Consider the following 22,799-nt stretch of genomic DNA (forward strand, 5'->3'; position numbering starts at 1 on the left):
CGCCGCTCACATCTGCAGGATGCGCCACAGCGCGACGAGGCCGAGCACGACGATGATCGCGCGGAGCAGCACCGGGCTGAACCGGCGCCCGATGCGCGCCCCGAAGTACCCGCCGATGAGCGAGCCGATCGCGATGAGGAGCACGGCGAGCCAGTCGATCCGGTCGAAGCCGACGATGATGTACACCGCGGCGGCCACCGTGTTCACCGCGAGGACGAGGACGTTCTTCGCGCCGTTGAGGCGCTGCAGCGGCTCCGGCAGCAGGAGGCCGAGGAGCGCGATGAGGATGATGCCCTGCGCGGCGGCGAAGTAGCCGCCGTAGATCGCGGTGAGGAACACCGCGAGGACGACGGCGAGCATCCGGCCGGTCGACAGCGCCGGCGGGCCCGGCACCGTGCCCGGCGCCGCACCGGACTCCGCATCGGAGCCTGCCGGCACCTCGGCGCCGGCCGCCGGCCCACCGGCCTCCCCGACCGTCTCCCCCGCCTCCCCGCGGGCGTCGGCGCGCATCGCCTTGCGCTTCTTGAGGTAGCGCTGGAGCGCCGGCTGCCCGACGACGAGCAGGAGCGCGAACACGAGGAGCACCGGGACGATGGTGATGAAGGCGTCCTCGGGCAGGGTGAGCAGCAGGTAGGCGCCGAGCAGCGCGCCGGCGAGGGAGGCGGGCAGGAGCTGGAGCAGCCGCCTGCCCTGGCCGCGGAGCTCCTCGCGGTAGCCGAACGAGGAGGCGATGTTGCCGGGGATGAGGCCCACGGCGTTGCTCATCGTCGCCGTCACCGGCGGCACGCCGAAGGCGACGAGTGCCGGGAAGGTGATGAGGGTGCCTGAGCCGACGATCGCGTTGATCGTGCCCGCACCGAGCCCGGCGAGCAGCACGAGGGCCGCTTCGAGGACGGTCATGCAGCAGCCATTCAGCCGCGCGCCCGCGCGTGGTAGCGGCCGCCCTCGTGCCCGAGCGTGACATCGGTGCCGAAGGTCGTGCTGAGGTTCTCCGAGGTCAGCGTCGAGTCGATCTCGCCGGCGGCCACAGCGGCGCCGTCCTTGAGGAGGAGCGCGTGGGTGACGCCGGTGGGGATCTCCTCGACGTGGTGGGTGACCATGACCGTCGTCGGCGCGTACTTCCCGTCGAGGATCTCGCCGAGCGCCTGGAGGAGCTCCTCGCGCCCGCCGAGGTCGAGGCCGGAGGCCGGTTCGTCGAGGAGCAGGAGCTCGGGATCGGTCATGAGGGAGCGGGCGATCTGCACGCGCTTGCGCTCGCCCTCGGACAGGCTGCCGAAGGGCCGGTCGGCGAAGCGTTCGACGGCGAAGGCGGAGAGGAGATCGCGCGCCCGGTCGAGATCGAGCTCGTCGTACTCCTCGCGCCACCGGCCGAGCACGCCGTAGGCGGCGGTGAGGATGATGTCGGTGACCTTCTCCGAGCCGGGGATCCGGGCGGCCAGCGCCGAGGAGGTGTAGCCGATGCGCGGGCGCAGCTCGAACACGTCGACCCGGCCGAGGCGCTCCCCGAGGATGTCGACCCGGCCCGAGGTCGGGTGCATGCGCCCGGCGGCGAGCTCGAGGAAGGTCGTCTTGCCGGCGCCGTTGGGGCCGAGCACCACCCAGTGCTGCCCCTCGGAGACCTCGAGGGACAGTCCGCTGAGCAGGAAGTTCGTCCCCCGCCGGACGTGGACGTCTGCAAATTCCAGCACATCGCTCATAGTGCAGACTCTAGCGCACACGGTGCGCTAGATTGTGGCGGATGGACACCGCACTGGCGACCCTCCTCACCTCGCTCACGGTCGATGCCGCGCTCGCCGGCCGGCTCTCCCCCGATGACTGCGCGCAGGTGCTGCTCGACGCCGGGATGCCGGTTCCGCTCGTACTCGAGGACGCCGTCTACGACTCCGACCCGCCGACCGGCCTGCTGCTCCTCCTCCCGGCCCTGCGCGCCCGCGGGATCGACCGGCTGCGCCTGGCGCTGCTCCACCCGACCTTCCCGTCCGCGGTGCCGCGGGTGGAGAAGTCCGCGCGCCGCACCCTCGCCCGCGCCACCGCGGTCGCCGTCACCGAATCGTCCGGCATGTCCGATGCGGTGCTCGTCCTCGACGGGGAGGCCAACCTCCGGGTGCTCGCGTGCGCCCGGGTGCCCTACGCCCCGCTCGACGTCCGCAGCGTGCCCGAGGCGGCCCGCACCCTGCGCGAGACCGTGATGGAGGGTCTCGCCCTCGTCGAGGCGCTCGGCGACGGCGTCCCGGCGGAGATGCGCAACCTCCAGTGGCGGGACTGGCAGGCGGACATGAGCGCGGCCGCCCCGCGCGCCGAGCTCACCGGTCTGCTCGCCCGGCCCGAGCAGGCCCCGCTGCTCCATGCCGCACTCGACATCCATCACGCGATGTCGCCCGTCCTGGCGCCTGCGACCGTGGGGCCCGCGGAGTTCGGCGACATGCTCGCCCGCCTCCACCGCGCGGCGGCCGCCGTGGTCACCGCGGTGAGCCGCGACAACGGGATCGGGTGACACGCGACTGCAGGGGAACCGTTCGGCCGGCGACTCCGTAGAATCGCTGTCATGCACAGGATCAGCCTCATCCACCCCGCCGGCGCCGACTGGACCGTGAGCTCGCGCCTCGTCGATGCCGGTGGTCTGGAGACCATCGTCGCCGCCGAGTCCGCCGCCCACCCGGATGCGGACGTGTTCGTCGTGCCCGAGGCGCTGAGTGAGGCCCCGCCGCAGCTCGTCCTCATGGACGTCGACTCGACCTTCCTCAACGAGGAGGTCATCGAGCTCATCGCCGCGCACGCCGGGGTCCGCGAGGAGGTCGCCCGGATCACCGACGAGGCGATGCGCGGGGAGCTCGACTTCGCCGCGAGCCTGCGCGCGCGGGTCGCCGCGCTCGCCGGGCTCCCGGAGTCCGTGCTCGCCGAGGTGCGCGAGCAGGTCACGCTGACCGCGGGCGTGCCGGAGCTCGTCGCCGCGGTGCAGGGTGCCGGCGGGGTGGTCGCGCTCGTGTCCGGTGGGTTCGCCGAAGTCGTCGTGCCGGTCGCCGCGGAGCTCGGGATCGCCGAGGTGCTCGCGAATCGACTCGCGGTGCGCGACGGCCTGCTCAGCGGTGAGGTCGACGGTCCGATCATCGACCGGCGGGCGAAGGCCGATCAGCTGCGCGTGCTGTGCGAGCGGCTCGACATCGATCCGGCGCGCACCGTGGCGATCGGCGACGGGGCGAACGACGCGGAGATGGTCCAGGCCGCCGGCTTCGGGATCGCGTTCTGCGCCAAGCCGGCGCTCGCCGAGGTCGCCGACGCCGCGCTCACCGTGCGGCGGATGGATGCCGTGTGGGCCGCGCTGACCGGGGAGCCGATCGGCTGACGGCGGGGGCCGGTGCGCCGGTCAGTCCTTGAAGCTCCGGATCTCCGGCGGCGGATAGTCTCCGGGGGCCAGTCCCCAGCGCGGGAGGTCGAACACCGCGATCGAGCTCGGGCGGAAGCGCCGCGGCACCCCGAGCGCGGGGCACAGGTGTCCGATGACGGCGCTCACCGTCGGCTCGTGCCCGACGACGTACGCCCCGGTCGCCTCCGCGGGGATCGAGTCGATGACCTCGAGCCAGGCGTCGATGTCGGCCTCGTAGAGCGCCCGGTCGGCGTGGAGCACCGGCGCGTCCGCGAGGGCGCGGGCGACGGCCTCGCTGGTCTGCACGGTGCGCAGCGCGGCGGAGGCGACGAGGTGCGTGAGCGGGTACCGGGTGAGGTGCTCGCCCGCCGCGGCCGCCTCGGCGGAGCCCGCCGCGGTGAGCGGCCGATCGAAGTCGGCCATCGGCGGGCGCGCGGCGGTGGCGTGGCGGGCGAGCACCAGGTGGGGCACGGGTGTCAGGCCCCGGTGGCGTGGAGTCCGCCGTCGACGTGGACCATCTCGCCCGTCGTCGCCGGGAACCAGTCGGAGAGCAGGGCGACGATCGCCTTGCCGGCCGGCTCGGTGTCCGTCTGCTCCCAGCCGAGCGGGGCGCGGGTGCCCCACACGTCCTCGAACGCGTCGAAGCCGGGGATCGACTTCGCGGCGGTCGTCTTGAGCGGGCCGGCGGAGACGAGGTTGACGCGGATGCCGTCGCCGCCGAGGTACTTCGCGAGGTAGCGCGAGGTCGACTCGAGCGCGGCCTTCGCCACGCCCATCCAGTCGTAGGCCGGCCAGGCGACGGTCGCGTCGAACGTCAGGCCCACCACGCCGGCGCCGCGGTTGAGCACCGGGCGGGCGGCGACGGTGATCGCCTTGAGCGAGTACGCGGAGACGTGGACGGCGTTCGACACCGATTCGAAGGGGGTGTCGAGGAAGACCCCGCCGAGCGCGTCCTTGGGGGCGAAGGCGATCGCGTGGACGATCCCGTCGATGTTCCCGCCGAGCCGCTCGGGCAGCGCGGCGAGGTCGTCCTCGTTCGTCGCGTCGAGCTCGATGACCTGCGCGGGCTGCGGCAGCCGCTCGGCGATGACCGAGGTGATCTTCATCTGCCGGCCGAACGAGGAGAGGACGACCTCAGCCCCCTGCTCCTGGGCCAGGCGGGCGGCCGCGAAGGCGATCGAAGCCTCCGTGAGCACGCCGGTGACGAGGATGCGCTTGCCGTCGAGAATTCCCATGATGTTGTCTTCCTCTCGCGTGGAGTACGCGGTGTGCGTGTGGACTCGGTGTGCGGTGTCAGTGTCCCATGCCCAGGCCGCCGTCGACCGGGATGACGGCGCCGGAGATGTAGGAGGCCTCGTCCGAGGCGATCCAGCGGACCACGGCGGCGACCTCCTCGGCCTCGGCGAAGCGCTTGGCGGGGATCGTCGCGAGGTATTCCTTCTGCTGCTTCTCCGGCAGCTCATCGGTCATCTCGGTGCGGACGAACCCGGGGGCGACGACGTTCGCGGTGATGCCGCGGGCGCCGACCTCGCGGGTGATCGAGCGGGCGAGGCCGACGAGCCCGGCCTTCGAGGACGAGTAGTTCGCCTGGCCGGCGACGCCGTAGAGCCCGGACACCGAGGAGATGAGCACGATGCGGCCCTTCTTCGCCCGGATCATCCCGGTGATCGCGCGCTTGACGGTGCGGAAGGCGCCGCCGAGGTTCGTGTTGATCACGGCGTCGAAGTCCTCGTCGGACATCCGCATGAGGAGGGTGTCGCGGGTGATCCCGGCGTTCGCGACGACGACCTCGACCGGGCCGAGCTCCTCTTCGATCCGCGTGAACGCGGCGTCGAGGGAGTCCGGGTCGGTGACGTCGGCGGACACCGCCAGCGCGCCGTCGGGGGCGTCGCCGTTCCGCGAGGTCACGGCCACCTTCTCACCGGCGGCGAGGAACGCCTCGGCGATCTTCCGCCCGATCCCCCGGTTGCCACCGGTGACGAGTACTACGCGCGAATCCGACACTGTCGCTCTCCTTGTTCGCCGACTGCTGCAGGCCGCCCGAGGGCGGGTCTCCAACCTAACGCACCTGCGCGCTCCATGAGTACGCCGCCGACAATCGGGGAGTATGCTTTTGTAGCCAGGAGCACGCGCGCGCGTGCCTCACCCCCGAGTGCTGGAAGGCCATGGCCCACAGGACGCACGCCCAACGGATCACCGAGGCCGAGGTGTCCCATGAGCAGGACATCCACACGCGGACCGTGCGATACCTCATCTCGATGGGGATCCGCATGCTCTGCTTCCTCCTCGCGGTCCTCACCCCGAGCCCCTGGCGGTGGTTCTTCGCCGCCGGCGCGATCGTGCTGCCGTGGGTCGCGGTGCTCATCGCGAATGCGGCGCGCGCCCGCGGCACCGAATCCGGCGGCGCGGTCATCGACTCCGCTCCGCTCGAGGCGCTGGCACCGGGGCCGGTGGATGGTCCCCGGTCAGGCACCGATGATGCCGGAGCCGGGGCCGAGGCGCCCGCCGCGCCCGCGGCGACCGCCGCGGACGGGGTGTACGACGGGGAGATCATCGATGGCGAGGTCATCGACGGCGACACTGCTCAGTCCGGCGACTCCGACAGCGCCCCTGATGCCGGGGACCCCGACGCCGGGCGATACGGTGGGACGAACGAGGGGAACGGAGGAAGACGGCGATGACGTGCTCGGCGAAGGCGTGCACCCGGACCGCGGAGTTCGCGCTGCTGTGGAACAACCCGCGCATCCACACCCCGGAGCGGCGCAAGGTCTGGCTCGCCTGCCCGGACCACCGCACGCACCTCCACGAGTACCTGCAGATCCGCAGCCTGCTCCGTGACGACGTCCCCGTCGCCGAGATCCCGGAGGGCGCCGGCTGATGGCCGAGCCCACGCCCCAGCCCGTTCCCCCGCCCGCCGAGCGCGGCGGCTACCGCTTCGTCCTCTCCGCACGCTGGCTGCGCTACATCGCGCTCGCGATCGTCGCCGCGGTCGCCTGCGGATTCCTCGCGAACTGGCAGGACCACCGCCGTGCCGCGCGGGATGCGGAGATCGAGCGGATCGAGACGAACTACCACGGCGCGGCCCGGCCGCTGCCCGAGGTCCTCCCCGACCGCACCGCCCCTCTGCCCGTCGACGCCGAGTGGGCGAAGGTCGCCGTCACCGGCAGCTACGACCCCGGGGCGACGGTGCTCGCACGCAACCGGAGCCTGCAGAACCAGGCCGGCTTCTACGTCGTCGTCCCGCTCGTGCTCGACTCCGGGGACACGATCGCCGTGGTCCGCGGCTGGGTGCCGACGACGAGCGAGGGATCCGCCCCCGACCCCACCGCTCTCCCCGCACCGCCGGCCGGCGAGGTCGACGTCGAGATGTGGCTGCGCCCGCGCCAGGACGCGAGCGGCGACTCCAATCCCCCGGGCCTGATCCGCGCGATCGACCCCGATGCCATCCCGGGCATGGATTCCCCCGTGACCGAGGCCTACGGGCAGCTCAGTGCCGAGGACCCGGCCCCCGCCGACGACGGCCTCACTCCCCTGCCACCGCCGAGCACCGATCCCGGCTCCCACCTGTCCTACACGTTCCAGTGGATCGTGTTCGGGATCATGATCCTCGCCGGCGTCGTCTACGCCGCCCGCCGGGAGAAGCGCGCACTCGACGCCGCACGCAGCGAGGAGGCCGCGGACGCCGCACCGACCGAGTACGTCGTCGTCGACAAGGCCGCCCTCACCCGCGGCGGCCGGCGCTCCGCCGGCGCGAGCACGGGAGGCGGGCGCTACGGGGAAGGCAGGACGACGCGGCCCGGCCGGGCGGCTCCCCGGAGCCCGCAGTCGTCCCGGAGCAAGCAGTCGTCCCGGAGCCCGCAGCGGCAGCGGACCGAGGAGGAGCTCGAGGACGCCCTCCTCGACTCCCAGGGCTACTGATTCAGGCGAGGCTGACGAGGTCGAGGTAGGTCTCGCCCCAGAGGTCCTCGTCGCCGTCGGGCAGGAGGAGCACGCGGTCGGGATCGAGCGCGGCGACCGCGCCCTCGTCGTGGGTGACGAGGACGATCGCGCCCTCGTAGCGGCGGATCGCCGACAGGATCTCCTCGCGGCTGGCCGGGTCGAGGTTGTTCGTCGGCTCGTCGAGGAGCAGCACGTTCGCGCTCGACACGACGAGCGTCGCGAGCGCGAGCCGGGTCTTCTCTCCGCCGGACAGCACTCCGGCCGGCTTGTGGACGTCATCGCCGGAGAACAGGAACGAGCCGAGCACGGAGCGCGCGGCGGTGTCGTCGAGGTGCGGCGAGCTGCGCTGCATGTTCTCGAGCACCGTCCGGTCGTGGTCGAGAGTCTCGTGCTCCTGCGCGTAGTAGCCGAGCTTGAGGCCGTGGCCGGGCACGACCTCCCCGGAATCGGCTGCCTCGAGCCCGGCGAGGATCTTGAGCAGCGTGGTCTTGCCTGCGCCGTTGAACCCGAGCACGACGACCCGGGTGCCCTTGTCGATCGCGAGGTCGACGCCGGTGAACACCTCGGTCGAGCCGTAGGACTTGCTCAGTCCCTCCGCGGTGAGCGGCACGCGGCCGCAGGCGGCAGGGGCCGGGAACCGGAGGTGGGCGACCTTGTCCGCAGCCCGCTCCGCCTCGAGCCCGGAGAGCATCCGCTCGGCCCGCTTCGCCATGTTCTGCGCCGCGACGGTCTTCGTCGCCTTGGCGCGCATCTTGTCCGCCTGCGCGCTCAGCGCGGCGGCCTTCTTCTCGACGTTCGAGCGCTCGCGCCGGCGGCGCCGCTCATCGGCCTCACGCTGTTTGAGGTACTGGCGGTAGTTCATCGCGTAGATGTCGATGCACTGCCGGTTGGCGTCGAGGAAGAACACGCGGTTGACGACCTCGTCGATGAGATCGAGATCGTGGGAGATGATGACGAGCCCGCCGGCGTAGGTCTTGAGGTAGTCGCGCAGCCACAGCACCGACTCCGCGTCGAGGTGGTTGGTCGGCTCGTCGAGGATCATCGTGTCCGGGGCCGCGAACAGGATCCGGGCGAGCTCGACGCGGCGGCGCTGGCCGCCGGACAGCGTCTGCAGCTCTCGGGACAGCAGTTCCTCGTCGAGCCCGAGGTTCGCAGCGATCGCGAAGGCCTCGGACTCGGCCGCGTAGCCGCCGGCGGCGACGAACTCCGATTCGATCCGCGGGTAGCGGTCGATCGCCTTCGACATGACGTCGGGGTCCGGGTCGGACATCTGCTCCTCGGCCCTGCGCAGCCGCCGCACGAGCACGTCGAGCTCCCGGGCGGACAGGATCCGCTCCCGGCCCGAGGCCGTGGGGTCGCCCGAGCGCGGGTCCTGCGGCAGGTAGCCGACCGTTCCGGACCGGGTGACGGTCCCGGCGTTCGGGGCGAACTCGTCCATGAGGACCTTCGTCAGAGTGGTCTTGCCGGCGCCGTTGCGGCCCACGAGACCCACCCTGTCGCCGGTGTCGACGCGGAAGGAGACATCGGTCATGAGAGTGCGCGAGCCCACGAGGACCTCGAGATCCGAGACGGCGATCATGCGTGCTTCCGTTCCATGCCGTGCTGGTCCTCCATGCCGTACTTGCGTTCCATGCCGAGTGCGATGAGCTCGGCGAGCTCGTCCTGGGGTCTGCGGGCGGCGGCCTGCGCGCGCTCGACGATCCGGTCGGCGAGCTCGGCGTCGAGCCGGCACGACACCGTCACCGGCGCGCGCTCGGGCTCCGGGTCACGAACGGAGTGCTCCGGGTCACGAGCGGGGGCTCCCGGGCCGCTGAAGCCCGGACCCGGGTCCACCGGCGTGCCCCGCCGGTAGGCCTCCGCGGCCGCCCGGGCGCGGGCGTCGGCGGCGTCGTTGAGGCGGTGGCTGCTGTGGCCCTTGACCCATTCGAGCCGGATGTCGCGGTCGCGCAGCGCGGCGTCGAGCTCCTCCATCTGGTCGCGGTTGAGGACGTCGCCGCCGTTGGCCTTCTTCCAGCCCTTGAGCTTCCACACCGGCATCCACTTCGTCACCGAGTTGATGACGTACTTCGAGTCGCAGAGCACGTGAAGCTGCTCGGAGGTGCCGGCGGTGGCGCGGAGCAGCTCGATGAGCGCCTGCAGCTCGCCGCGGTTGTTCGTCGCCTCCGGCCATCCCCCGGACCCCCACCGTTCGTCGTCGATGTACCAGGCCCAGCCGGCCGGTCCGGGGTTCCCCAGCGCCGAGCCGTCGACGGCGACCGTGATCGTCACAGAGTGTCCTTTCGTGGGATGCGGATGGAATGCACCCGGACCACCCTATGCTATTGCCATGACGTTCAATCCCGGCAGCAGACTCGACACCTCGCAGGTGTCCAAGCGCGGCGGCGGTCGCTCGGGCGGGGGCCTCGGCGGCCCCGGCATCAAGATCGGCGGCGGGCTCGGCGGGCTCGTCATCATGGTGATCATGGCACTCGTGTTCGGGCCCGAGGTCATCACCGGCGGGCAGGGCTTCACCGACAGCTCACAGGTCGACCGGCAGACCACCGGGGACGACCTCGCGACGAAGTGCCGCACCGGCGAGGACGCCAACGAGGACGTCGAGTGCCGGGTCGTCGGCACGGTCAACAGCCTCAACCAGTACTGGCAGGAGGGGGTCCACGACCTCGGGGTCGCCTACCGCGCGCCGGGTGCGGTGCTCACCAGTGGCCAGTGGCAGACGGCGTGCGGCACGGGCAGCTCCGCGATGGGCCCGTTCTACTGCCCGGGCGACGAGACCGCGTACTTCGACGTCGCGTTCTTCGCCCAGCTCCGTGACCGGTTCGGCGCCGAGCAGGGGCCGCTGCCGGAAGAGTACGTCGTCGCCCACGAGTGGGGCCACCACATCCAGACACTCACCGGGGACATCCAGCGCACCCGCGACGGGCAGACCGGCCCGCAGTCGAACGCGGTCCGCCTCGAGCTCCAGGCCGACTGCTACGCCGGGGTATGGGCCGCGAACGCCGCAGTGACCCCGGATCCGAGCACGGGCGAGCCCTACCTGCAGCCGCTCACCACGGAGGACATCTCCGCTGCGCTGTCCGCGGCCGAGGCGATCGGCGACGACTCGATCATGGAGACCTCCGGCGGCCGGGTGATCCCGGAGAACTTCACCCACGGCTCCGCCGAGCAGCGGCAGACGTGGTTCCTCCGCGGCTACCGCGACGGCCGGCCGAGCGCCTGCAACACCTTCGCCGTCGACCGGGTGTGAGCCGCCGACAGCGCCGGGAGAGGAGACGATGAGCACCCTGCACACGGACACCCGCCCGATGCGCGTCGTCGTCGCCGGCGGCACCGGGGCGCTCGGCACTGCTCTCACCGGTGCGCTGCAGCGCGCCGGGGCCGAGGCGGTCGTCCTCACCCGGCGCCCCGCCGACTCCCCCGAGCTGCTCCGCCGCACCGGGCCCGGACTGCGGTTCCGGCAGTGGGACGGCCGGAGCGTCGGGGACTGGGCAGAGGAGCTCGCCCGTACCGGGGAGGAGCGCATCGGCGTCGTCAACCTCGCCGGGGCGCTCGTCGACACCCGGCCGACGCCCGCGGGCATCGCGCGCCTCCGCGATTCGCGCGTGCGTGCCACCGAAGCGCTCGTCGCGGCCTCGCAGGAGCAGGCGCCCGTCGAGGCGTGGGTGCAGGGATCGACGACCGCGATCTGGTCCGATGCCGGGGAGGCGCGGCTCGACGAGAGCTCGCCGCTGCCTGCGGGCGCGGCCGCCCTGCCGCAGATGACCGGGGTCGCCCGCCCGTGGGAGGAGGCGGCCGCCGGGGCGCATGCCCGGCGCACCACCGTGCTGCGGACCTCGATCGTCCTCCAGCACGACTCCCCCGCGCTCGATCGGCTGGCGCTGCTCGCCCGGGCTGGGCTCGGCGGGACGGTGGGGCGCGGTGATCAGTGGTTCTCGTGGATCCAGCTCGAGGACTGGCTGCGGATCGTGCTCGCCGCGCTCGGCCTGTGCGGACCGGAGCTGCCCGGCGGCATCCTCGTCGCCGCGGCACCGCACCCGGTCCGCAACGCCGAGCTCATGGCCCGGCTGCGGACGCGGCTCGCCCCACGGCTGCCGCTGCTCGCCCCGCACGGGTTCGGACTGTCGACCCCGGCGCCGGTGCTCCGGGCCGGAGCGGTGCTCCTCGCGACGGATCCCGCGCTCGGGCTCACCGGCCGGCATGCGACCAGCCGGGTGCTCGCCGAGGCGGGATTCCGGTTCGCGCACCCCGAGCTGCCCGGCGCGCTCGCAGCGGTGCTGTGAGCCGTGGTGCTGAGAGCGGTGGTGCTGCTCAGATGTTGAAGCCGAGGGCCCGCATCTGCTCGCGGCCGTCCTCGGTGATCTTCTCCGGGCCCCACGGCGGCATCCACACCCAGTTGAGGCGGTAGGCCGGGACGATCCCCTCGAGGACCTGCGCAACCTGGTCCTCGATGACGTCGGTGAGCGGGCAGGCGGCACTCGTCAGGGTCATCTCGATGACGGCGGTGCCGTCCTCCTCGACGGCGGTGCCGTAGACGAGGCCGAGGTCGACGATGTTGACGCCGAGCTCGGGGTCGACGACGTCCATGAGTGCCTCAAGGACCTCCTCGGGCACGGCGTTGGTGGGCTGGTCGATGACTTCAGGCATGGTCTCCTCCTGCGGCGTGGGCCTGGGCGAGTGCGTCCTTGAGTGCCATCCAGGACAGCAGGGCGCATTTGATTCGGGCGGGGAACTTCGAGACCCCCTGGAAGGCGGCGGCATCGCCGAGGACGTCCTCGTCGGCCTCCCCCTGTCCGCGGGAGTGCATGAGAGTGTGGAAGGCGGCCTCGGCGGCGGCGAACCCCTCCGGTCCGGTGTCCTCGGCGATCTCGGTCAGGACCGAGGCCGAGGCCATCGAGATCGAGCAGCCCTGGCCGTCCCAGCGCACGGTGAGCGCGCCGGTGCCGGGGTCGATCTCCGCCTCCACGGTGATCTCGTCCCCGCACGTCGGGTTGACCTGGTGCGAGGAGCCGAACTGCGGGGAGCGGTCGATCCCGGTCCCGCCGAGCAGCGGCCGGTTGCCGTAGCGCTGCTTGGCGTGGTCGAGGATGACCTGCTGGTAGAGCTGCTGGAGATCGCTCATGACACTCCGAAGAAGGGGCGGACGCCGGCGAGGGCGGTGAGGAACCGCTCGCAGTCCTCGGCCGTGGTGTAGACCGAGGCGCTCGCGCGGGTGGTGGCGGTGAGCCCGTAGCGGCGGTGGAGCGGCTGTGCGCAGTGGTGGCCCACCCGCACCGCGATCCCCGCGTCGTCGAGCACCTGGCCGACATCGTGGGCGTGGACGCCCTCGACGTCGAAGGCGACGGAGGCGATCCGCGCCGCCGAGGCGTCCGGGCCGATCCGGCGCACGCCGGGCACCCGGTCGATCCCCTCGACGAGGATCCCGGCGATCTCGGCCTCGTGCGCGGCGACATCGGCCATCCCCGTCTCGGAGAGGTAGCCCACGGCCGCACCGAGCCCGGCGACCTGCGCGACCGGCTGGGTGCCGGCCTCGAAGCGCTGCGGGGCCGGCATGAACTCCGCGGACTCCATGTCGACGGTGGTGATCATCGAGCCGCCGGTGAGGACCGGGGGCAGGGTGTCGAGGAGCTCGGCGCGCCCGTAGAGCACGCCGATCCCGGTGGGTCCGAGCATCTTGTGCCCGGAGAAGGCCGCGAAGTCGACGTCGAGCGCGGCGAGGTCGACGGGCAGGTGGGGCACCGACTGGCAGGCGTCGAGCACGGTGAGCGCCCCGACCTCGCGGGCCCGGGCGACGAGCCGCTCGACGGGATTGATCGTGCCGAGGACGTTCGAGGCGTGGGTGAAGGCGAGGACCTTCGTCGTGGTGTCGACGATCTCCTCGAGATCGCCCAGCTCGAGGTGCCCGTCGTCGGTGAGCGGCAGGTGGCGCAGGCGCGCACCGGTGAGGCGGGCGAGCTGCTGCCACGGGATGAGGTTCGCGTGGTGCTCCATCTCGGTGACGACGATCGAGTCCCCGGGGCCGATCCGGTACCGCTGCGCCTCCGGACCGCCGAGGCCGGCCGCGGCGTGCGCGAGGCCGAGCGCGACGACGTTGAGCGCCTCGGTGGCGTTCTTCGTCCACACGATCTCGCGGATCCCGGCGCCGACGAAGTCCGCGACCGCCGCGCGCCCGGACTCGAACGCATCGGTGGCCTCCACCGCGAGGCTGTGCGCCCCGCGGTGGACGGCGGAGTTGCGGTGCGCATAGAAGTCGAGCTCGGCGTCGATGACGCACTGCGGCTTCTGCGCGGTGGCCCCGGAGTCCAGGTACACCAGCGGCGACCCCCCGACCTCGCGGGCGAGGATCGGGAAGTCGTTGCGGATGCGCTGCACCTCGGCGGCCGAGAGCATCAGGCTCCCACGCCGAGGAAGCGGTCGTAGCCCTCGTTCTCGAGGCGCTCGGCGAGCTCGGCGCCGCCCTCCTCGGCGATCCGGCCGTTGACCATGACGTGGACGTAGTCGGGCTGGATGTAGCGCAGGATGCGGGTGTAGTGGGTGATGAGGAGGACGCCGACGTCGGTCTTCTCCTTGACCCGGTTGACCCCCTCGGACACGATCCGCAGCGCGTCGACGTCGAGGCCGGAGTCGGTCTCGTCGAGGATCGCGAAACGCGGCTTGAGGAGCTCCATCTGGAGGATCTCGTGGCGCTTCTTCTCACCGCCGGAGAAGCCCTCGTTGACGTTGCGCGAGGCGAACGCGGGGTCGACGCGGAGGTTCTTCATCGCCTCGGAGAGGTCCTTGGTCCAGGTGCGGAGCTTCGGCGCCTCGCCGTCGATCGCGGTCTTCGCGGTGCGCAGGAAGTTCGTCACGGTGACGCCGGGGACCTCGACGGGGTACTGCATGGCGAGGAACAGGCCGGCCTTGGCGCGCTCGTCGACGCTCATCTCGAGGATGTCCTCGCCGTCGATCGCGGCGGTGCCGGAGGTCACGGTGTAGCCGGGGTGGCCGGCCAACGCGTAGGCCAGCGTCGACTTCCCGGAGCCGTTCGGGCCCATGATCGCGTGGGTCTCGGTGGAGTTGATGTCGAGGTTGACGCCGCGCAGGATCTCCTTGGCACCGGCGTCGGTCTCGACGCTGACGTGGAGGTCGCGGATGGAGAGAGTGGACATGGGTTTCCTTACTGTTCAGGACTGGTGGGGTCGACGTAGATCATGCCGTCGCGCTCGCTGCACGGGTAGACGGCGACCGGCTCGAAGGCCGGCGGAGTGAGCGGCCTGCCGGTGGTGAGGTCGAAGGCGGAGCCGTGGAGCCAGCACTCGATCGAGCAGCCGGACACCTCCCCCTCGGCGAGGGACACCTCGCCGTGGGTGCACAGGTCGTCGATCGCGTGCACGGCGCCGTCGTCGGTCCGGGCGATGCAGATCTCCCGGCCCTCGAGGACGACGCGGATCGCGTCACCGGGGTCGACGGCGCTCGCGGCGCAGGCGGCGAGCTCGCTCACATCATGCTCCGGGAGAGCTCGTCCTCGATCCTTGCGGACAGGACCTCTTCGATCGCGGGCACGCGGATCTGTCCGATGACCTCGTGGAAGAAGCCGCGGACCACGAGCCGACGGGCCTCGACCTCGTCGATGCCGCGGCTCATGAGGTAGAACAGGTGCTCCTCGTCGAAGCGGCCGGTCGAGGACGCGTGGCCTGCGCCCTCGATGTCGCCGGTCTCGATCTCGAGGTTCGGCACGGAGTCCGCCCGGGCGCCCTCGGTGAGGACGAGGTTGCGGTTGAGCTCGTAGGTGTTGATGCCGATCGCCTCGGGGCGGATCAGCACGTCGCCGATCCACACGCTGCGCGCATCGGTGCCCTGCAGTGCACCCTTGTACATGACGTCGGACACCGCCTGCGGCGTGTTGTGGTCGATGTACGTGCGGTGCTCGAGGTGCTGGCCGGCGTCGGCGAAGTAGAGGCCGAGGAGCTGCGCCTCTCCCCCGGGCCCGTCGTAGCGGACGTTGGAGTTGAGCCGCACGATGTCGCCGCCGAGCGAGATCGCGATGTGCTTGTACTGCGCGTCCTTGCCGACGATCGCGTCGTGCTGGCCGAGGTGGGCCGAGCCGTCCTCCCACAGCTGGAGCGACACGAAGGTCAGCTGCGCGCCGGCCCCGACGACGATCGAGACGAGCTCGGAGTACTGTGCGGTGCCCTCGTGCTCGACGACAATCGTCGCGCGCGCGTTGTCGCCGACGGTGAGGAGGATGTGGCCGTGCACCGGGTCGGTCCCGGCGCCGTCGGCGTGGACGACGACGGCCTCGGGCACCTCGGCGCCGGCCTCGACCGCGTAGTGGCGGATCCCGCCGGAGCGGGCCGCGGCGATCGCGGCCGGGCGGTCCTCGGGCTCCATGATGCCCTGGGCGCGGGCGGTGTCGAGGTCGATGGTCTCCACCGACACACCGGCGGGGAGCTCCTCGGTGAAGCGCAGCTCGGCGCCGGTGCCGGCGTCCTCGAGCAGCGGCGCGAGTCGGCGGACCGGGGTGAAGCGCCATTCCTCCTCGCGGCCCGTGACCTGCGGGAAATCGGCGACGTCGAAGCTCCGGGTGCGCTCGCTGCGCGAGGCGACGGGTACCTGGACCTCGGCAGCGCTCTGCACGGTGTCTGTCATGTGTGTTCTGTCTCCTTCGTGGACGGGGTGGGGCCGGGCGCGGACGGCCGGCTCAGCCCACCGCGCCTTCCATCTGCAGTTCGATGAGCCGGTTGAGCTCGAGGGCGTACTCCATCGGGAGCTCGCGGGCGATCGGCTCGATGAAGCCGCGCACGATCATCGCCATCGCCTCGGTCTCCTCGAGGCCGCGGCTCATGAGGTAGAACAGCTGGTCGGCGCTCACCTTCGACACCGTCGCCTCGTGTCCGAGCGATACGTCGTCCTCGCGGATGTCGATGTAGGGGTAGGTGTCGGAGCGGGAGATGTTGTCGACGAGCAGGGCGTCGCACAGCACGGTGTTCGACGCGCCCTTGGCCCCCGGGTGGACGTGGACGAGACCGCGGTAGCCGGCCCGTCCCCCGTTGCGGGCGACCGACTTCGACACGATCGAGGAGTGGGTGTTCGGTGCGGCGTGGACCATCTTGGCCCCGGTGTCCTGGTGCTGGCCGGTCCCGGCGAAGGCCACGGACAGGGTCTCCCCGCGCGCGTGCTCGCCGGTCATCCAGATCGCCGGGTACTTCATGGTGACCTTCGAGCCGATGTTGCCGTCGACCCATTCCATGGTCGCGCCGGACTCCGCGATCGCACGCTTCGTCACGAGGTTGTACACGTTGTTCGACCAGTTCTGGATGGTCGTGTAGCGCACGCGGGCGTCCTTCTTCGCGATGATCTCGACGACCGCCGAGTGGAGCGAGTCGGACTTGTAGATCGGCGCGGTGCAGCCCTCGACGTAGTGCACGTAGGAGCCCTCGTCGGCGATGATGAGCGTGCGCTCGAACTGGCCCATGTTCTCGGTGTTGATGCGGAAGTAGGCCTGGAGCGGGATCTCCACGTGGACGCCCTTGGGGACGTAGATGAAGGAGCCGCCGGACCACACCGCGGTGTTGAGCGCGGAGAACTTGTTGTCGCCCGAGGGGATGACGGTGCCGAAGTACTCCTCGAACAGCTCGGGGTGCTCCTTGAGCGCGGTGTCGGTGTCGAGGAAGATCACGCCCTGGCGCTCGAGCTCCTCGTTGATCTTGTGGTAGACGACCTCGGACTCGTACTGCGCGGCCACGCCGGCGACGAGCCGCTGCTTCTCCGCCTCCGGGATGCCGAGCCGGTCGTAGGTGTTCTTGATGTCCTCGGGGAGATCCTCCCAGGACTGCGCCTGACCCTCGGTCGAGCGCACGAAGTACTTGATGTCGTCGAAGTCGATCCCGGTGAGGTCGGCGCCCCAGCTGGGCATCGGCTTCTTCTCGAACAGCTTGAGGGCCTTGAGGCGGCGCTGGAGCATCCACTCCGGCTCCTCCTTGAGGGCGGAGATGTTGCGCACCACGTCCTCGCTCAGGCCGCGCTGCGCCGCGGCGCCGGCGTCGTTCGAGTCGTGCCAGCCGTAGGCGTAGTTGCCGATGTCCTTGAGCTCGGGGTTCGCTTCGAGGATCGGGTTGGTCTCGGTGGTATCGGTCACCGTGAGCCTCCTTGGTTGCGGTCGGTCTGGTCGATCAACGGGCGGTTGAGGACCGAGGTCGGGATGTGCGTGGTGCAGACGTGGTCGCCGTTGGCCAGGGTGGACAGGCGGCGGACGTCGACGTCGAGGTGCTCGGCGAACAGCTGGAGCTCCGCCTCGCAGAACTCCGGGTACTCCTTCGCGACGTGCTGGATCGGGCAGTGGCCCTGGCACAGCTGGATCGCCTCGAGCGGGGTGCCCACGGCGACCGGCGAGGCCGAGGCCGCGAAGCCCTCCGCGGACAGCGCGGCGGCGAGCTGCCGGGCCCGGCCGACGACGGTCGGCTCGGGGCGCTCGGTGCGCGCCCGCAGGCGCTGCCCGAGCTCCGCGACGTGCTCGGCGGCGAACTCGGCGACCGCCTCGCGGCCGGAGCGCCGCTCGACGAAGCCGAGGACATCGACGGCGAGGTCGTCGTAGGTGTGGCTGATCAGCTCGTGGCCCTGCGCGGTGACGACGTACTGCCGGGCGGGCCGCCCCCGGCCGGCCCGGGTCCCGGCGAGCCGGCGGACCTCGATGAGGCCGTCGGCCTCGAGGGCGTCGAAGTGGCGGCGGATCGCCGCGGCGGTGAGGTCCATGACCTTCGCCACGCCGGAGGCGCTCACCGGACCGAGATCGAGCACCGCGCCGAGCACCCGCTGGCGGGTGCGGGCGTCCTCGGACCGGGCGATGGCATGCGATGACATGGTTCTCCTTCCGGGTGCCGAGGGTGGTGCTCTGCGTTATACAAGACAATTGTTGCGTAATCTATTCCACTGTAAACGAAGGCGAGCCTAAGCCCCGGTCGCGGACCCGTCGCGGCCCGGGCGCTCCCCGGAGCGGGGCCACGCGTACACTGGTCGACCGTGACGACCGCACCCCTGAGCCTGACCGGGCTCGGCTTCGACTACCGGGCCCGGCCCGCGCTCGAATCGATCTCGCTCACCGCCGACGCCGGGCGCGTCCACGCGGTGCTCGGCCCCAACGGCGCCGGCAAGTCGACGACGATCGCCTGCGCGGTGGGCCTCCTGCGCCCGGCGCGCGGCACGGTCCGGATCTTCGGGGCCGACCCCGTGGCCGAGCACACCCGCACCGCCGGGCTCACCGGGGTCATGCTCCAGGACGGCGGGCTGCCCATGGCCGCGCGGCCGCTCGCGGTCCTCACCCACCTCGCCCGGATGTACGCGGACCCGCTCGATGTCACCGCGCTCGCCGAGCGGCTCGGGATCACCGGCTTCGCCGACCGCACCATCCGCCGGCTGTCCGGCGGGCAGCGCCAGCGGGTCGGGCTCGCCGCCGCGCTCGTCGGCCGTCCGCGCCTCGTGTTCCTCGACGAGCCCACCGCCGGCCTCGACCCGCAGGCGTCCCTCGTCGTGCACGAGGTCATCGGCGAGCTCCGCGCCGACGGCGTGGCCGTCGTCCTCACCACCCACGACATGGCCGATGCGCAGGCGCTCGCCGACACCGTGACGATCATCGACCACGGTCGGGTCATCGCCCAGGGCACACCGGCCGAGCTCACCGCCGCCGCCGACGGCGCGCACAGCCTGCGGATGCGCCTGCCCGGCGACGCCCCGGCCGGGCTCGCCGCCGCGCTCGAGGCGTTCGGCACCGTCACCGTCCACGGCCCCGTGCTCACCGTGTCCGGCGACATCGGCCCGGCCGCGCTCGCCGGCCTCACCGCGGAGCTCGCCGCCCGTGGGGTGCGGGTCGACGACCTCTCCCTGCACGGGCGCACCCTCGGCGACGTGTTCCTCGAGCTCACCGGCAGGAGCCTGCGATGACGGAGCCCGCGACGACACCCTCCTCCCCGGCCTCCCCGGCCTCCCGGCGCATCCTCGCGCAGGCCGGGTTCGAGGCGCGTTCGATCCTCCGCAACGGCGAGCAGCTCCTCCTCTCCCTCGTGCTCCCGATCATCGTGCTCCTCGGGCTGTCCCTCACCGGGATCCTCGACGTGCTCGGCCTCGGCATCGGCGGCCACTCCCCCGTCGCCGTCGCGACCTCCGGGGTGCTCGGCCTCGCGATCGCCTCGACTGCCTTCACCGGGCAGGCGATCTCCACGGGGTTCGACCGCCGCTACGGTGTGCTCCGCCAGCTCGCCACCACCCCGCTCGGCACCACGGGCCTGATCTGGGGCAAGCTGCTCGCCGTGCTCCTCGTCGTCGCCGTCCAGTTCGCGCTGCTCGGCGGCATCGCCCTCGTCCTCGGCATCACCGCCCCGGTCGCCCACCTCGCCGTCGTCGTCGCCGGACTGCTCGGGACGGCGGTCATGCTCACCTGGGGGCTCGTGCTCGCCGGGACCCTGCGCGCAGAGGCGACGCTCGCGCTCGCCAACCTCCTGTGGGTGCTCATGGCCTCGGTCGGCGGGCTCGTCGTCGCTCACGACGGGCTGTGGGGCCGGCTCGTGTCGTGGACGCCCTCGGGGGCGCTCGGCGATGCCATGCGCAGCGCGGTGCTCGACGGCGCGATCGACCTGCGCGCCTGTGCGGTGATGCTCGCCTGGACGCTCCTCGGGCTGCTCGCGGCCCGCCGCTTCTTCGACTTCGACGGACGGTAGAATGGCCCGCATGACGACCCCCGCAGCCCCCGCACCGCCCGCCGGCTCCCGCTGGCAGCCCGCCACCGTCACCCGGCTCGTGAGCGCCGCGGCGTGGACGATGCTGTTCGCCCAGTCGGCGATCATCGTCACCGGTGCGCTCGTGCGGCTCACCGGCTCCGGGCTCGGCTGTCCGACCTGGCCGATGTGCACCGACGAGTCCCTCGTCAACACCCCGGAGATGGGCATCCACGGCTACATCGAGTTCGGCAACCGGCTGCTCGGGGTCGCGCTCGGACTGCTCGGCGTCGCGATCCTCGTCCTCCTGTGGCGCCTCCGCAGGACCCGCCCCGACCTCTTCTGGCTGACGTTCTGGCTCACCGCCGTGGTGCCCTTCCAGGCGCTCCTCGGCGGCCTCACCGTGCGCACCCAGCTCAACCCGTGGATCGTCGCCGCCCACTTCATCCCCTCGGCGATCGCCGTCGGCGCGTCGGCCTACCTCGTGCGCCGCACCGCGGACTCCGGCCGGGACCCCCGGCCGCTCGGCACCCCGCTGCTGCGCGGCCTGTGCTGGGCGATCGGCGGGCTCATGGTCGTCATCGTGCTCCTCGGCGTCCTCGTCACCGGGGCCGGCCCGCATGCCGGGGACGTCATCAGTGCCCGCAACGGCCTCGACACGGTGATGATCTCCCGCCTCCACGCGATCCCGGTCTGGCTGCTCATCGGCGCGACGGTCCTCGCCCGCATCCTGTCCGCACGGCAGGGGCTGAGCGAGCTGTCCCGTGCGCTCACCGTGCTCCTCCTCGTCGAGGCGGCGCAGGGCGCGATCGGCTACTTCCAGTACTTCACCGGCCTGCCGATCGCCGCCGTCGCCCTCCACCTCGTGGGCGCCTGCCTCGTCATCGCCGCGACCGTCGCCGTCGTCGACGCCTGCTACCGCCGTGCGCCGCTGCCGGCCACCGCCGTCCCGGACTCCCCGCAGGCGGTCCACCAGACGGTGTGACCGCAGCCGGCCCGCCACCGCCGCCGTGAGCCATCCCATGCCCTACCTGGGTGCCACCGGTGAGCGCACGACGGCGCGGTCTGCTTGAATGTCCGGGTGCCTCTCCTCGCGCTCCTGAACAGATACCTCCTCGACTACCGCGGGCTCCTCCTCGGCGTCGTCGTGTTCCAGGCACTCCAGTCCTTCGGCCTGCTCCTCATCCCCACGCTCAATGCGCGGATGATCGACGAGGGCGTCGCCCGCGGCGACGTGCCGACGGTGTGGGCCTACGGCGGCTGGATGGTCGTCGTCGCCGTCCTCCAGCTCGGGTGCAACGGGATCGCGATCTACTGCGGCGCGAAGTGCGCGATGTCCGCTGCCCGCGACCTCCGCCGCGACGTCTTCCACCACGTCGTCGACATGGGCCACCAGGACGTCTCCCGCTTCTCCGCCGCCGGCCTCATCACCCGCAACACCAATGACATCCGACAGGTCCAGCAGTTCATCGTGCTCAGCGCGACGATGCTCGTCATGGCACCGCTCATGGCGCTCGGCGGGATCGTCATGGCCCTCGCCGAGAGCTTCCGCCTGTCGTGGATCGTCGTCGTCACGGTCGTCGTGCTCGGCGTCGTCATGGCGTTCATCGTCTCCCGCATGGTCCCGTCCTTCGCCGTCATGCAGGAGCGCATCGACGCCCTCAACTCCGTCACCCGCCAGCAGCTCACCGGGATCCGGGTCATCCGCGCCTTCGTCCGCGAGCCGGCCGAGGCGCAGCGCTTCGGGGAGGCCAACCTCGCGGTCACCGACGCCAACCTCCGGGTGGGCCGGCTGTTCTCGCTGATGTTCCCGCTCGTGATGTTCATCATCGGCGCGGCCTCGGCCGCCGTCGTGTGGTTCGGCGCGTTCGAGGTGCAGGGGGGCATGCTCGGGGTCGGCACCCTCATGGCCTTCATCCAGTACCTCCTCATGATCCTCATGGGCGTGATGATCGCCTCGTTCATGGCGATGATGATCCCGCGCGCCGCGGTCTCCGCCGGCCGCATCCTCGACGTCGTCGACTCCCCGGTGACGATCGACTTCTCCGGCACCCGGACCGACACCCCGGCGCCCGGCGAGGTCGAGCTGTCCGGGGTCGAGTACCGCTATCCCAGCGCCGAGGAGACGGTCCTCAGCGGAATCGACGTGCGGGTCCCGGCCGGGTCGACCCTCGCGATCGTCGGGGCCACGGGTTCGGGCAAGACCACCCTCGCCTCCCTCGTCGTGCGCCTCATCGACGCCGACGCCGGCACGGTGCGGATCGGCGGCACGGACATCCGCGCACTCGCTCCCGCTGTGCTCCACGCGCAGACCGGCTTCGTCCCGCAGCAGGCGTACCTGTTCTCCGGCACGATCGCCGACACCCTGCGCTTCGCCGCCCCCGGGGCGAGCGAGGAGGAGATGTGGGCGGCCCTCGACACCGCCCAGGCGGACTTCGTCCGCGAGCTCCCCGAGGGGCTCGACCACGAGCTCACCCAGGGCGGCACCAACCTGTCCGGCGGCCAGCGCCAGCGGATCGCGATCGCCCGCGCGCTCGTCGGGCGACCTCGGATCCTCGTCTTCGACGATTCCTTCTCCGCCCTCGACACCGCGACCGACAAGGCGCTGCGCGCCGCGCTCGCCCGGGACGTCGACGCGACGATGATCATCGTCGCCCAGCGGATCGCGACCGCCCGCGACGCCGACGCCATCCTCGTCCTCGACGAGGGCCGGATCGTCGGCCTCGGCACCCATGATGAGCTCGCGGAGTCGAACCCGGTGTACCGGGAGATCATCGATTCGCAGGCCGCCGCCGCGACCGGAGAGGGGGTCTGAG

The 22,799-nt window shown here is 71.9% G+C and carries 26 protein-coding genes; 11 read left to right on the forward strand and 15 right to left on the reverse strand.

The genetic code is table 11. The features are described 5' to 3' along the window. Positions 1-6: 6 nt before the first annotated feature. Positions 7-900 (reverse strand): sulfite exporter TauE/SafE family protein, encoded by an 894-nt coding sequence (locus ABD883_RS07345; protein ID WP_345031085.1) that lies wholly within the window; start codon positions 898-900, stop codon positions 7-9. 11 nt (positions 901-911) lie between these two features. Continuing rightward, complete coding sequence (locus ABD883_RS07350) at positions 912-1,697, reverse strand: ABC transporter ATP-binding protein (protein WP_295690704.1); 786 nt, start codon at positions 1,695-1,697, stop codon at positions 912-914. A gap of 41 nt (positions 1,698-1,738) precedes the next feature. Between ABD883_RS07350 and ABD883_RS07355 the strand changes: the two genes are divergently transcribed. Both ABD883_RS07355 and serB read left to right on the forward strand, forming a co-directional pair. Next, positions 1,739-2,494, forward strand: a complete 756-nt coding sequence (locus ABD883_RS07355; protein WP_295690707.1) for a hypothetical protein — start codon at positions 1,739-1,741, stop codon at positions 2,492-2,494. 51 nt (positions 2,495-2,545) lie between these two features. After that, positions 2,546-3,343, forward strand: a complete 798-nt coding sequence (gene serB, locus ABD883_RS07360) for a phosphoserine phosphatase SerB (RefSeq protein WP_295690709.1) — start codon at positions 2,546-2,548, stop codon at positions 3,341-3,343. A gap of 21 nt (positions 3,344-3,364) precedes the next feature. Here serB and ABD883_RS07365 read toward each other — a convergent pair whose 3' ends face one another. Genes ABD883_RS07365 through fabG form a run of 3 tightly spaced genes read right to left on the reverse strand, consistent with a single transcriptional unit; the run spans position 3,365 to position 5,368 of the window. Then, on the reverse strand, positions 3,365-3,835 hold the full coding sequence (locus tag ABD883_RS07365; RefSeq protein ID WP_295690711.1) for a SixA phosphatase family protein: 471 nt from the start codon (positions 3,833-3,835) through the stop codon (positions 3,365-3,367). A gap of 5 nt (positions 3,836-3,840) precedes the next feature. Then, positions 3,841-4,599 carry an enoyl-ACP reductase FabI gene (gene fabI / locus ABD883_RS07370; RefSeq protein WP_276087701.1) on the reverse strand — a complete coding sequence of 253 codons (759 nt, stop codon included), beginning with the start codon at positions 4,597-4,599 and terminating at the stop codon, positions 3,841-3,843. Between the two features lie 58 nt (positions 4,600-4,657). Further along, entirely contained in the window at positions 4,658-5,368 is a 711-nt protein-coding gene (gene fabG, locus ABD883_RS07375) for a 3-oxoacyl-ACP reductase FabG (protein WP_265809374.1), read from the reverse strand. A 161-nt stretch (positions 5,369-5,529) separates the two neighbouring features. On the opposite strand from fabG, the gene ABD883_RS07380 reads away from it, so the two are divergent. The 3 genes from ABD883_RS07380 to ABD883_RS07390 are packed head-to-tail and all read left to right on the forward strand — an operon-like array spanning position 5,530 to position 7,282. Further along, the gene (locus ABD883_RS07380; protein WP_247424748.1) at positions 5,530-6,045 is read left to right on the forward strand and encodes a DUF3099 domain-containing protein; all 516 of its coding nucleotides are present in this window, start codon (positions 5,530-5,532) and stop codon (positions 6,043-6,045) included. Then, on the forward strand, positions 6,042-6,242 hold the full coding sequence (locus ABD883_RS07385; protein ID WP_247424751.1) for a hypothetical protein: 201 nt from the start codon (positions 6,042-6,044) through the stop codon (positions 6,240-6,242). The genes ABD883_RS07380 and ABD883_RS07385 overlap by 4 nt, the downstream gene beginning before the upstream one ends. Continuing rightward, positions 6,242-7,282, forward strand: coding sequence for an SURF1 family cytochrome oxidase biogenesis protein (locus tag ABD883_RS07390; protein ID WP_247424754.1), 1,041 nt, complete (start codon positions 6,242-6,244; stop codon positions 7,280-7,282). The genes ABD883_RS07385 and ABD883_RS07390 overlap by 1 nt, the downstream gene beginning before the upstream one ends. 1 nt (position 7,283) lies before the next feature. On the opposite strand, the gene ABD883_RS07395 is transcribed toward ABD883_RS07390, so the two are convergent. Then, complete coding sequence (locus ABD883_RS07395) at positions 7,284-8,882, reverse strand: ABC-F family ATP-binding cassette domain-containing protein (protein WP_345031088.1); 1,599 nt, start codon at positions 8,880-8,882, stop codon at positions 7,284-7,286. Beyond that, entirely contained in the window at positions 8,879-9,571 is a 693-nt protein-coding gene (locus tag ABD883_RS07400) for a ribonuclease H family protein (protein ID WP_345031091.1), read from the reverse strand. The genes ABD883_RS07395 and ABD883_RS07400 overlap by 4 nt, the downstream gene beginning before the upstream one ends. 58 nt (positions 9,572-9,629) lie before the next feature. Between ABD883_RS07400 and ypfJ the strand changes: the two genes are divergently transcribed. Beyond that, positions 9,630-10,547 carry a KPN_02809 family neutral zinc metallopeptidase gene (ypfJ, locus tag ABD883_RS07405; protein WP_137319745.1) on the forward strand — a complete coding sequence of 306 codons (918 nt, stop codon included), beginning with the start codon at positions 9,630-9,632 and terminating at the stop codon, positions 10,545-10,547. Positions 10,548-10,575: 28 nt separating this feature from the next. After that, entirely contained in the window at positions 10,576-11,580 is a 1,005-nt protein-coding gene (locus ABD883_RS07410) for a DUF1731 domain-containing protein (RefSeq protein WP_345031095.1), read from the forward strand. A 28-nt stretch (positions 11,581-11,608) separates the two neighbouring features. Here the strand turns inward: ABD883_RS07410 and ABD883_RS07415 are convergent, their stop codons facing one another. Genes ABD883_RS07415 through ABD883_RS07450 form a run of 8 tightly spaced genes read right to left on the reverse strand, consistent with a single transcriptional unit; the run spans position 11,609 to position 18,136 of the window. Continuing rightward, positions 11,609-11,944 (reverse strand): metal-sulfur cluster assembly factor, encoded by a 336-nt coding sequence (locus ABD883_RS07415; RefSeq protein ID WP_137319746.1) that lies wholly within the window; start codon positions 11,942-11,944, stop codon positions 11,609-11,611. After that, entirely contained in the window at positions 11,937-12,419 is a 483-nt protein-coding gene (gene sufU / locus ABD883_RS07420) for a Fe-S cluster assembly sulfur transfer protein SufU (RefSeq protein ID WP_137319747.1), read from the reverse strand. Before sufU ends, ABD883_RS07415 begins: the two co-directional genes overlap by 8 nt. Beyond that, entirely contained in the window at positions 12,416-13,687 is a 1,272-nt protein-coding gene (locus ABD883_RS07425; RefSeq protein WP_345031101.1) for a SufS family cysteine desulfurase, read from the reverse strand. Before ABD883_RS07425 ends, sufU begins: the two co-directional genes overlap by 4 nt. Continuing rightward, positions 13,687-14,445, reverse strand: a complete 759-nt coding sequence (gene sufC / locus ABD883_RS07430) for a Fe-S cluster assembly ATPase SufC (protein ID WP_247424767.1) — start codon at positions 14,443-14,445, stop codon at positions 13,687-13,689. The genes ABD883_RS07425 and sufC overlap by 1 nt, the downstream gene beginning before the upstream one ends. 8 nt (positions 14,446-14,453) lie before the next feature. Next, complete coding sequence (locus ABD883_RS07435; RefSeq protein WP_137319750.1) at positions 14,454-14,777, reverse strand: non-heme iron oxygenase ferredoxin subunit; 324 nt, start codon at positions 14,775-14,777, stop codon at positions 14,454-14,456. Then, a complete protein-coding gene (gene sufD / locus ABD883_RS07440; protein WP_137319751.1) occupies positions 14,774-15,925 on the reverse strand; it encodes a Fe-S cluster assembly protein SufD in 1,152 nt (383 codons plus the stop codon). Before sufD ends, ABD883_RS07435 begins: the two co-directional genes overlap by 4 nt. A gap of 52 nt (positions 15,926-15,977) precedes the next feature. Further along, positions 15,978-17,414 carry a Fe-S cluster assembly protein SufB gene (sufB, locus tag ABD883_RS07445; protein WP_295688735.1) on the reverse strand — a complete coding sequence of 479 codons (1,437 nt, stop codon included), beginning with the start codon at positions 17,412-17,414 and terminating at the stop codon, positions 15,978-15,980. Then, a complete protein-coding gene (locus ABD883_RS07450; RefSeq protein ID WP_265809382.1) occupies positions 17,411-18,136 on the reverse strand; it encodes a helix-turn-helix transcriptional regulator in 726 nt (241 codons plus the stop codon). The genes sufB and ABD883_RS07450 overlap by 4 nt, the downstream gene beginning before the upstream one ends. Before the next feature lie 159 nt (positions 18,137-18,295). Between ABD883_RS07450 and ABD883_RS07455 the strand changes: the two genes are divergently transcribed. From ABD883_RS07455 to ABD883_RS07470, 4 genes are all read left to right on the forward strand, one after another. After that, complete coding sequence (locus ABD883_RS07455; protein WP_137319753.1) at positions 18,296-19,213, forward strand: ABC transporter ATP-binding protein; 918 nt, start codon at positions 18,296-18,298, stop codon at positions 19,211-19,213. Next, positions 19,210-19,986, forward strand: coding sequence for an ABC transporter permease (locus ABD883_RS07460; protein ID WP_247424773.1), 777 nt, complete (start codon positions 19,210-19,212; stop codon positions 19,984-19,986). The genes ABD883_RS07455 and ABD883_RS07460 overlap by 4 nt, the downstream gene beginning before the upstream one ends. A 10-nt stretch (positions 19,987-19,996) precedes the next feature. Beyond that, entirely contained in the window at positions 19,997-20,968 is a 972-nt protein-coding gene (locus ABD883_RS07465; protein ID WP_295688732.1) for a COX15/CtaA family protein, read from the forward strand. A gap of 96 nt (positions 20,969-21,064) precedes the next feature. Then, the gene (locus ABD883_RS07470) at positions 21,065-22,798 is read left to right on the forward strand and encodes an ABC transporter ATP-binding protein (RefSeq protein WP_345031108.1); all 1,734 of its coding nucleotides are present in this window, start codon (positions 21,065-21,067) and stop codon (positions 22,796-22,798) included. The last annotated feature ends 1 nt before the right edge of the window (position 22,799 follow it).

Source organism: Brevibacterium pityocampae, from assembly GCF_039541555.1.
GTDB classification, from domain to species: Bacteria; Actinomycetota; Actinomycetes; order Actinomycetales; family Brevibacteriaceae; genus Brevibacterium; species Brevibacterium pityocampae.

Excerpts from the sequence above, each read along its gene's own strand:
- serB (WP_295690709.1), top strand. The coding sequence starts at position 2,546 with ATGCACAGGATCAGCCTCATCCACCCCGCCGGCGCCGACTGGACCGTG.
- sufC (WP_247424767.1), bottom strand. The coding sequence starts at position 14,445 with ATGTCCACTCTCTCCATCCGCGACCTCCACGTCAGCGTCGAGACCGAC.
- ABD883_RS07390 (WP_247424754.1), top strand. The coding sequence starts at position 6,242 with ATGGCCGAGCCCACGCCCCAGCCCGTTCCCCCGCCCGCCGAGCGCGGC.
- sufU (WP_137319747.1), bottom strand. The coding sequence starts at position 12,419 with ATGAGCGATCTCCAGCAGCTCTACCAGCAGGTCATCCTCGACCACGCC.
- sufD (WP_137319751.1), bottom strand. The coding sequence starts at position 15,925 with ATGACAGACACCGTGCAGAGCGCTGCCGAGGTCCAGGTACCCGTCGCC.
- ABD883_RS07415 (WP_137319746.1), bottom strand. The coding sequence starts at position 11,944 with ATGCCTGAAGTCATCGACCAGCCCACCAACGCCGTGCCCGAGGAGGTC.
- ABD883_RS07410 (WP_345031095.1), top strand. The coding sequence starts at position 10,576 with ATGAGCACCCTGCACACGGACACCCGCCCGATGCGCGTCGTCGTCGCC.
- ABD883_RS07465 (WP_295688732.1), top strand. The coding sequence starts at position 19,997 with ATGACGACCCCCGCAGCCCCCGCACCGCCCGCCGGCTCCCGCTGGCAG.
- ypfJ (WP_137319745.1), top strand. The coding sequence starts at position 9,630 with ATGACGTTCAATCCCGGCAGCAGACTCGACACCTCGCAGGTGTCCAAG.
- ABD883_RS07460 (WP_247424773.1), top strand. The coding sequence starts at position 19,210 with ATGACGGAGCCCGCGACGACACCCTCCTCCCCGGCCTCCCCGGCCTCC.
- ABD883_RS07425 (WP_345031101.1), bottom strand. The coding sequence starts at position 13,687 with ATGCTCTCGGCCGCCGAGGTGCAGCGCATCCGCAACGACTTCCCGATC.
- ABD883_RS07385 (WP_247424751.1), top strand. The coding sequence starts at position 6,042 with ATGACGTGCTCGGCGAAGGCGTGCACCCGGACCGCGGAGTTCGCGCTG.
- ABD883_RS07380 (WP_247424748.1), top strand. The coding sequence starts at position 5,530 with ATGGCCCACAGGACGCACGCCCAACGGATCACCGAGGCCGAGGTGTCC.
- ABD883_RS07450 (WP_265809382.1), bottom strand. The coding sequence starts at position 18,136 with ATGTCATCGCATGCCATCGCCCGGTCCGAGGACGCCCGCACCCGCCAG.
- ABD883_RS07395 (WP_345031088.1), bottom strand. The coding sequence starts at position 8,882 with ATGATCGCCGTCTCGGATCTCGAGGTCCTCGTGGGCTCGCGCACTCTC.
- ABD883_RS07350 (WP_295690704.1), bottom strand. The coding sequence starts at position 1,697 with ATGAGCGATGTGCTGGAATTTGCAGACGTCCACGTCCGGCGGGGGACG.
- ABD883_RS07345 (WP_345031085.1), bottom strand. The coding sequence starts at position 900 with ATGACCGTCCTCGAAGCGGCCCTCGTGCTGCTCGCCGGGCTCGGTGCG.
- ABD883_RS07355 (WP_295690707.1), top strand. The coding sequence starts at position 1,739 with ATGGACACCGCACTGGCGACCCTCCTCACCTCGCTCACGGTCGATGCC.
- fabI (WP_276087701.1), bottom strand. The coding sequence starts at position 4,599 with ATGGGAATTCTCGACGGCAAGCGCATCCTCGTCACCGGCGTGCTCACG.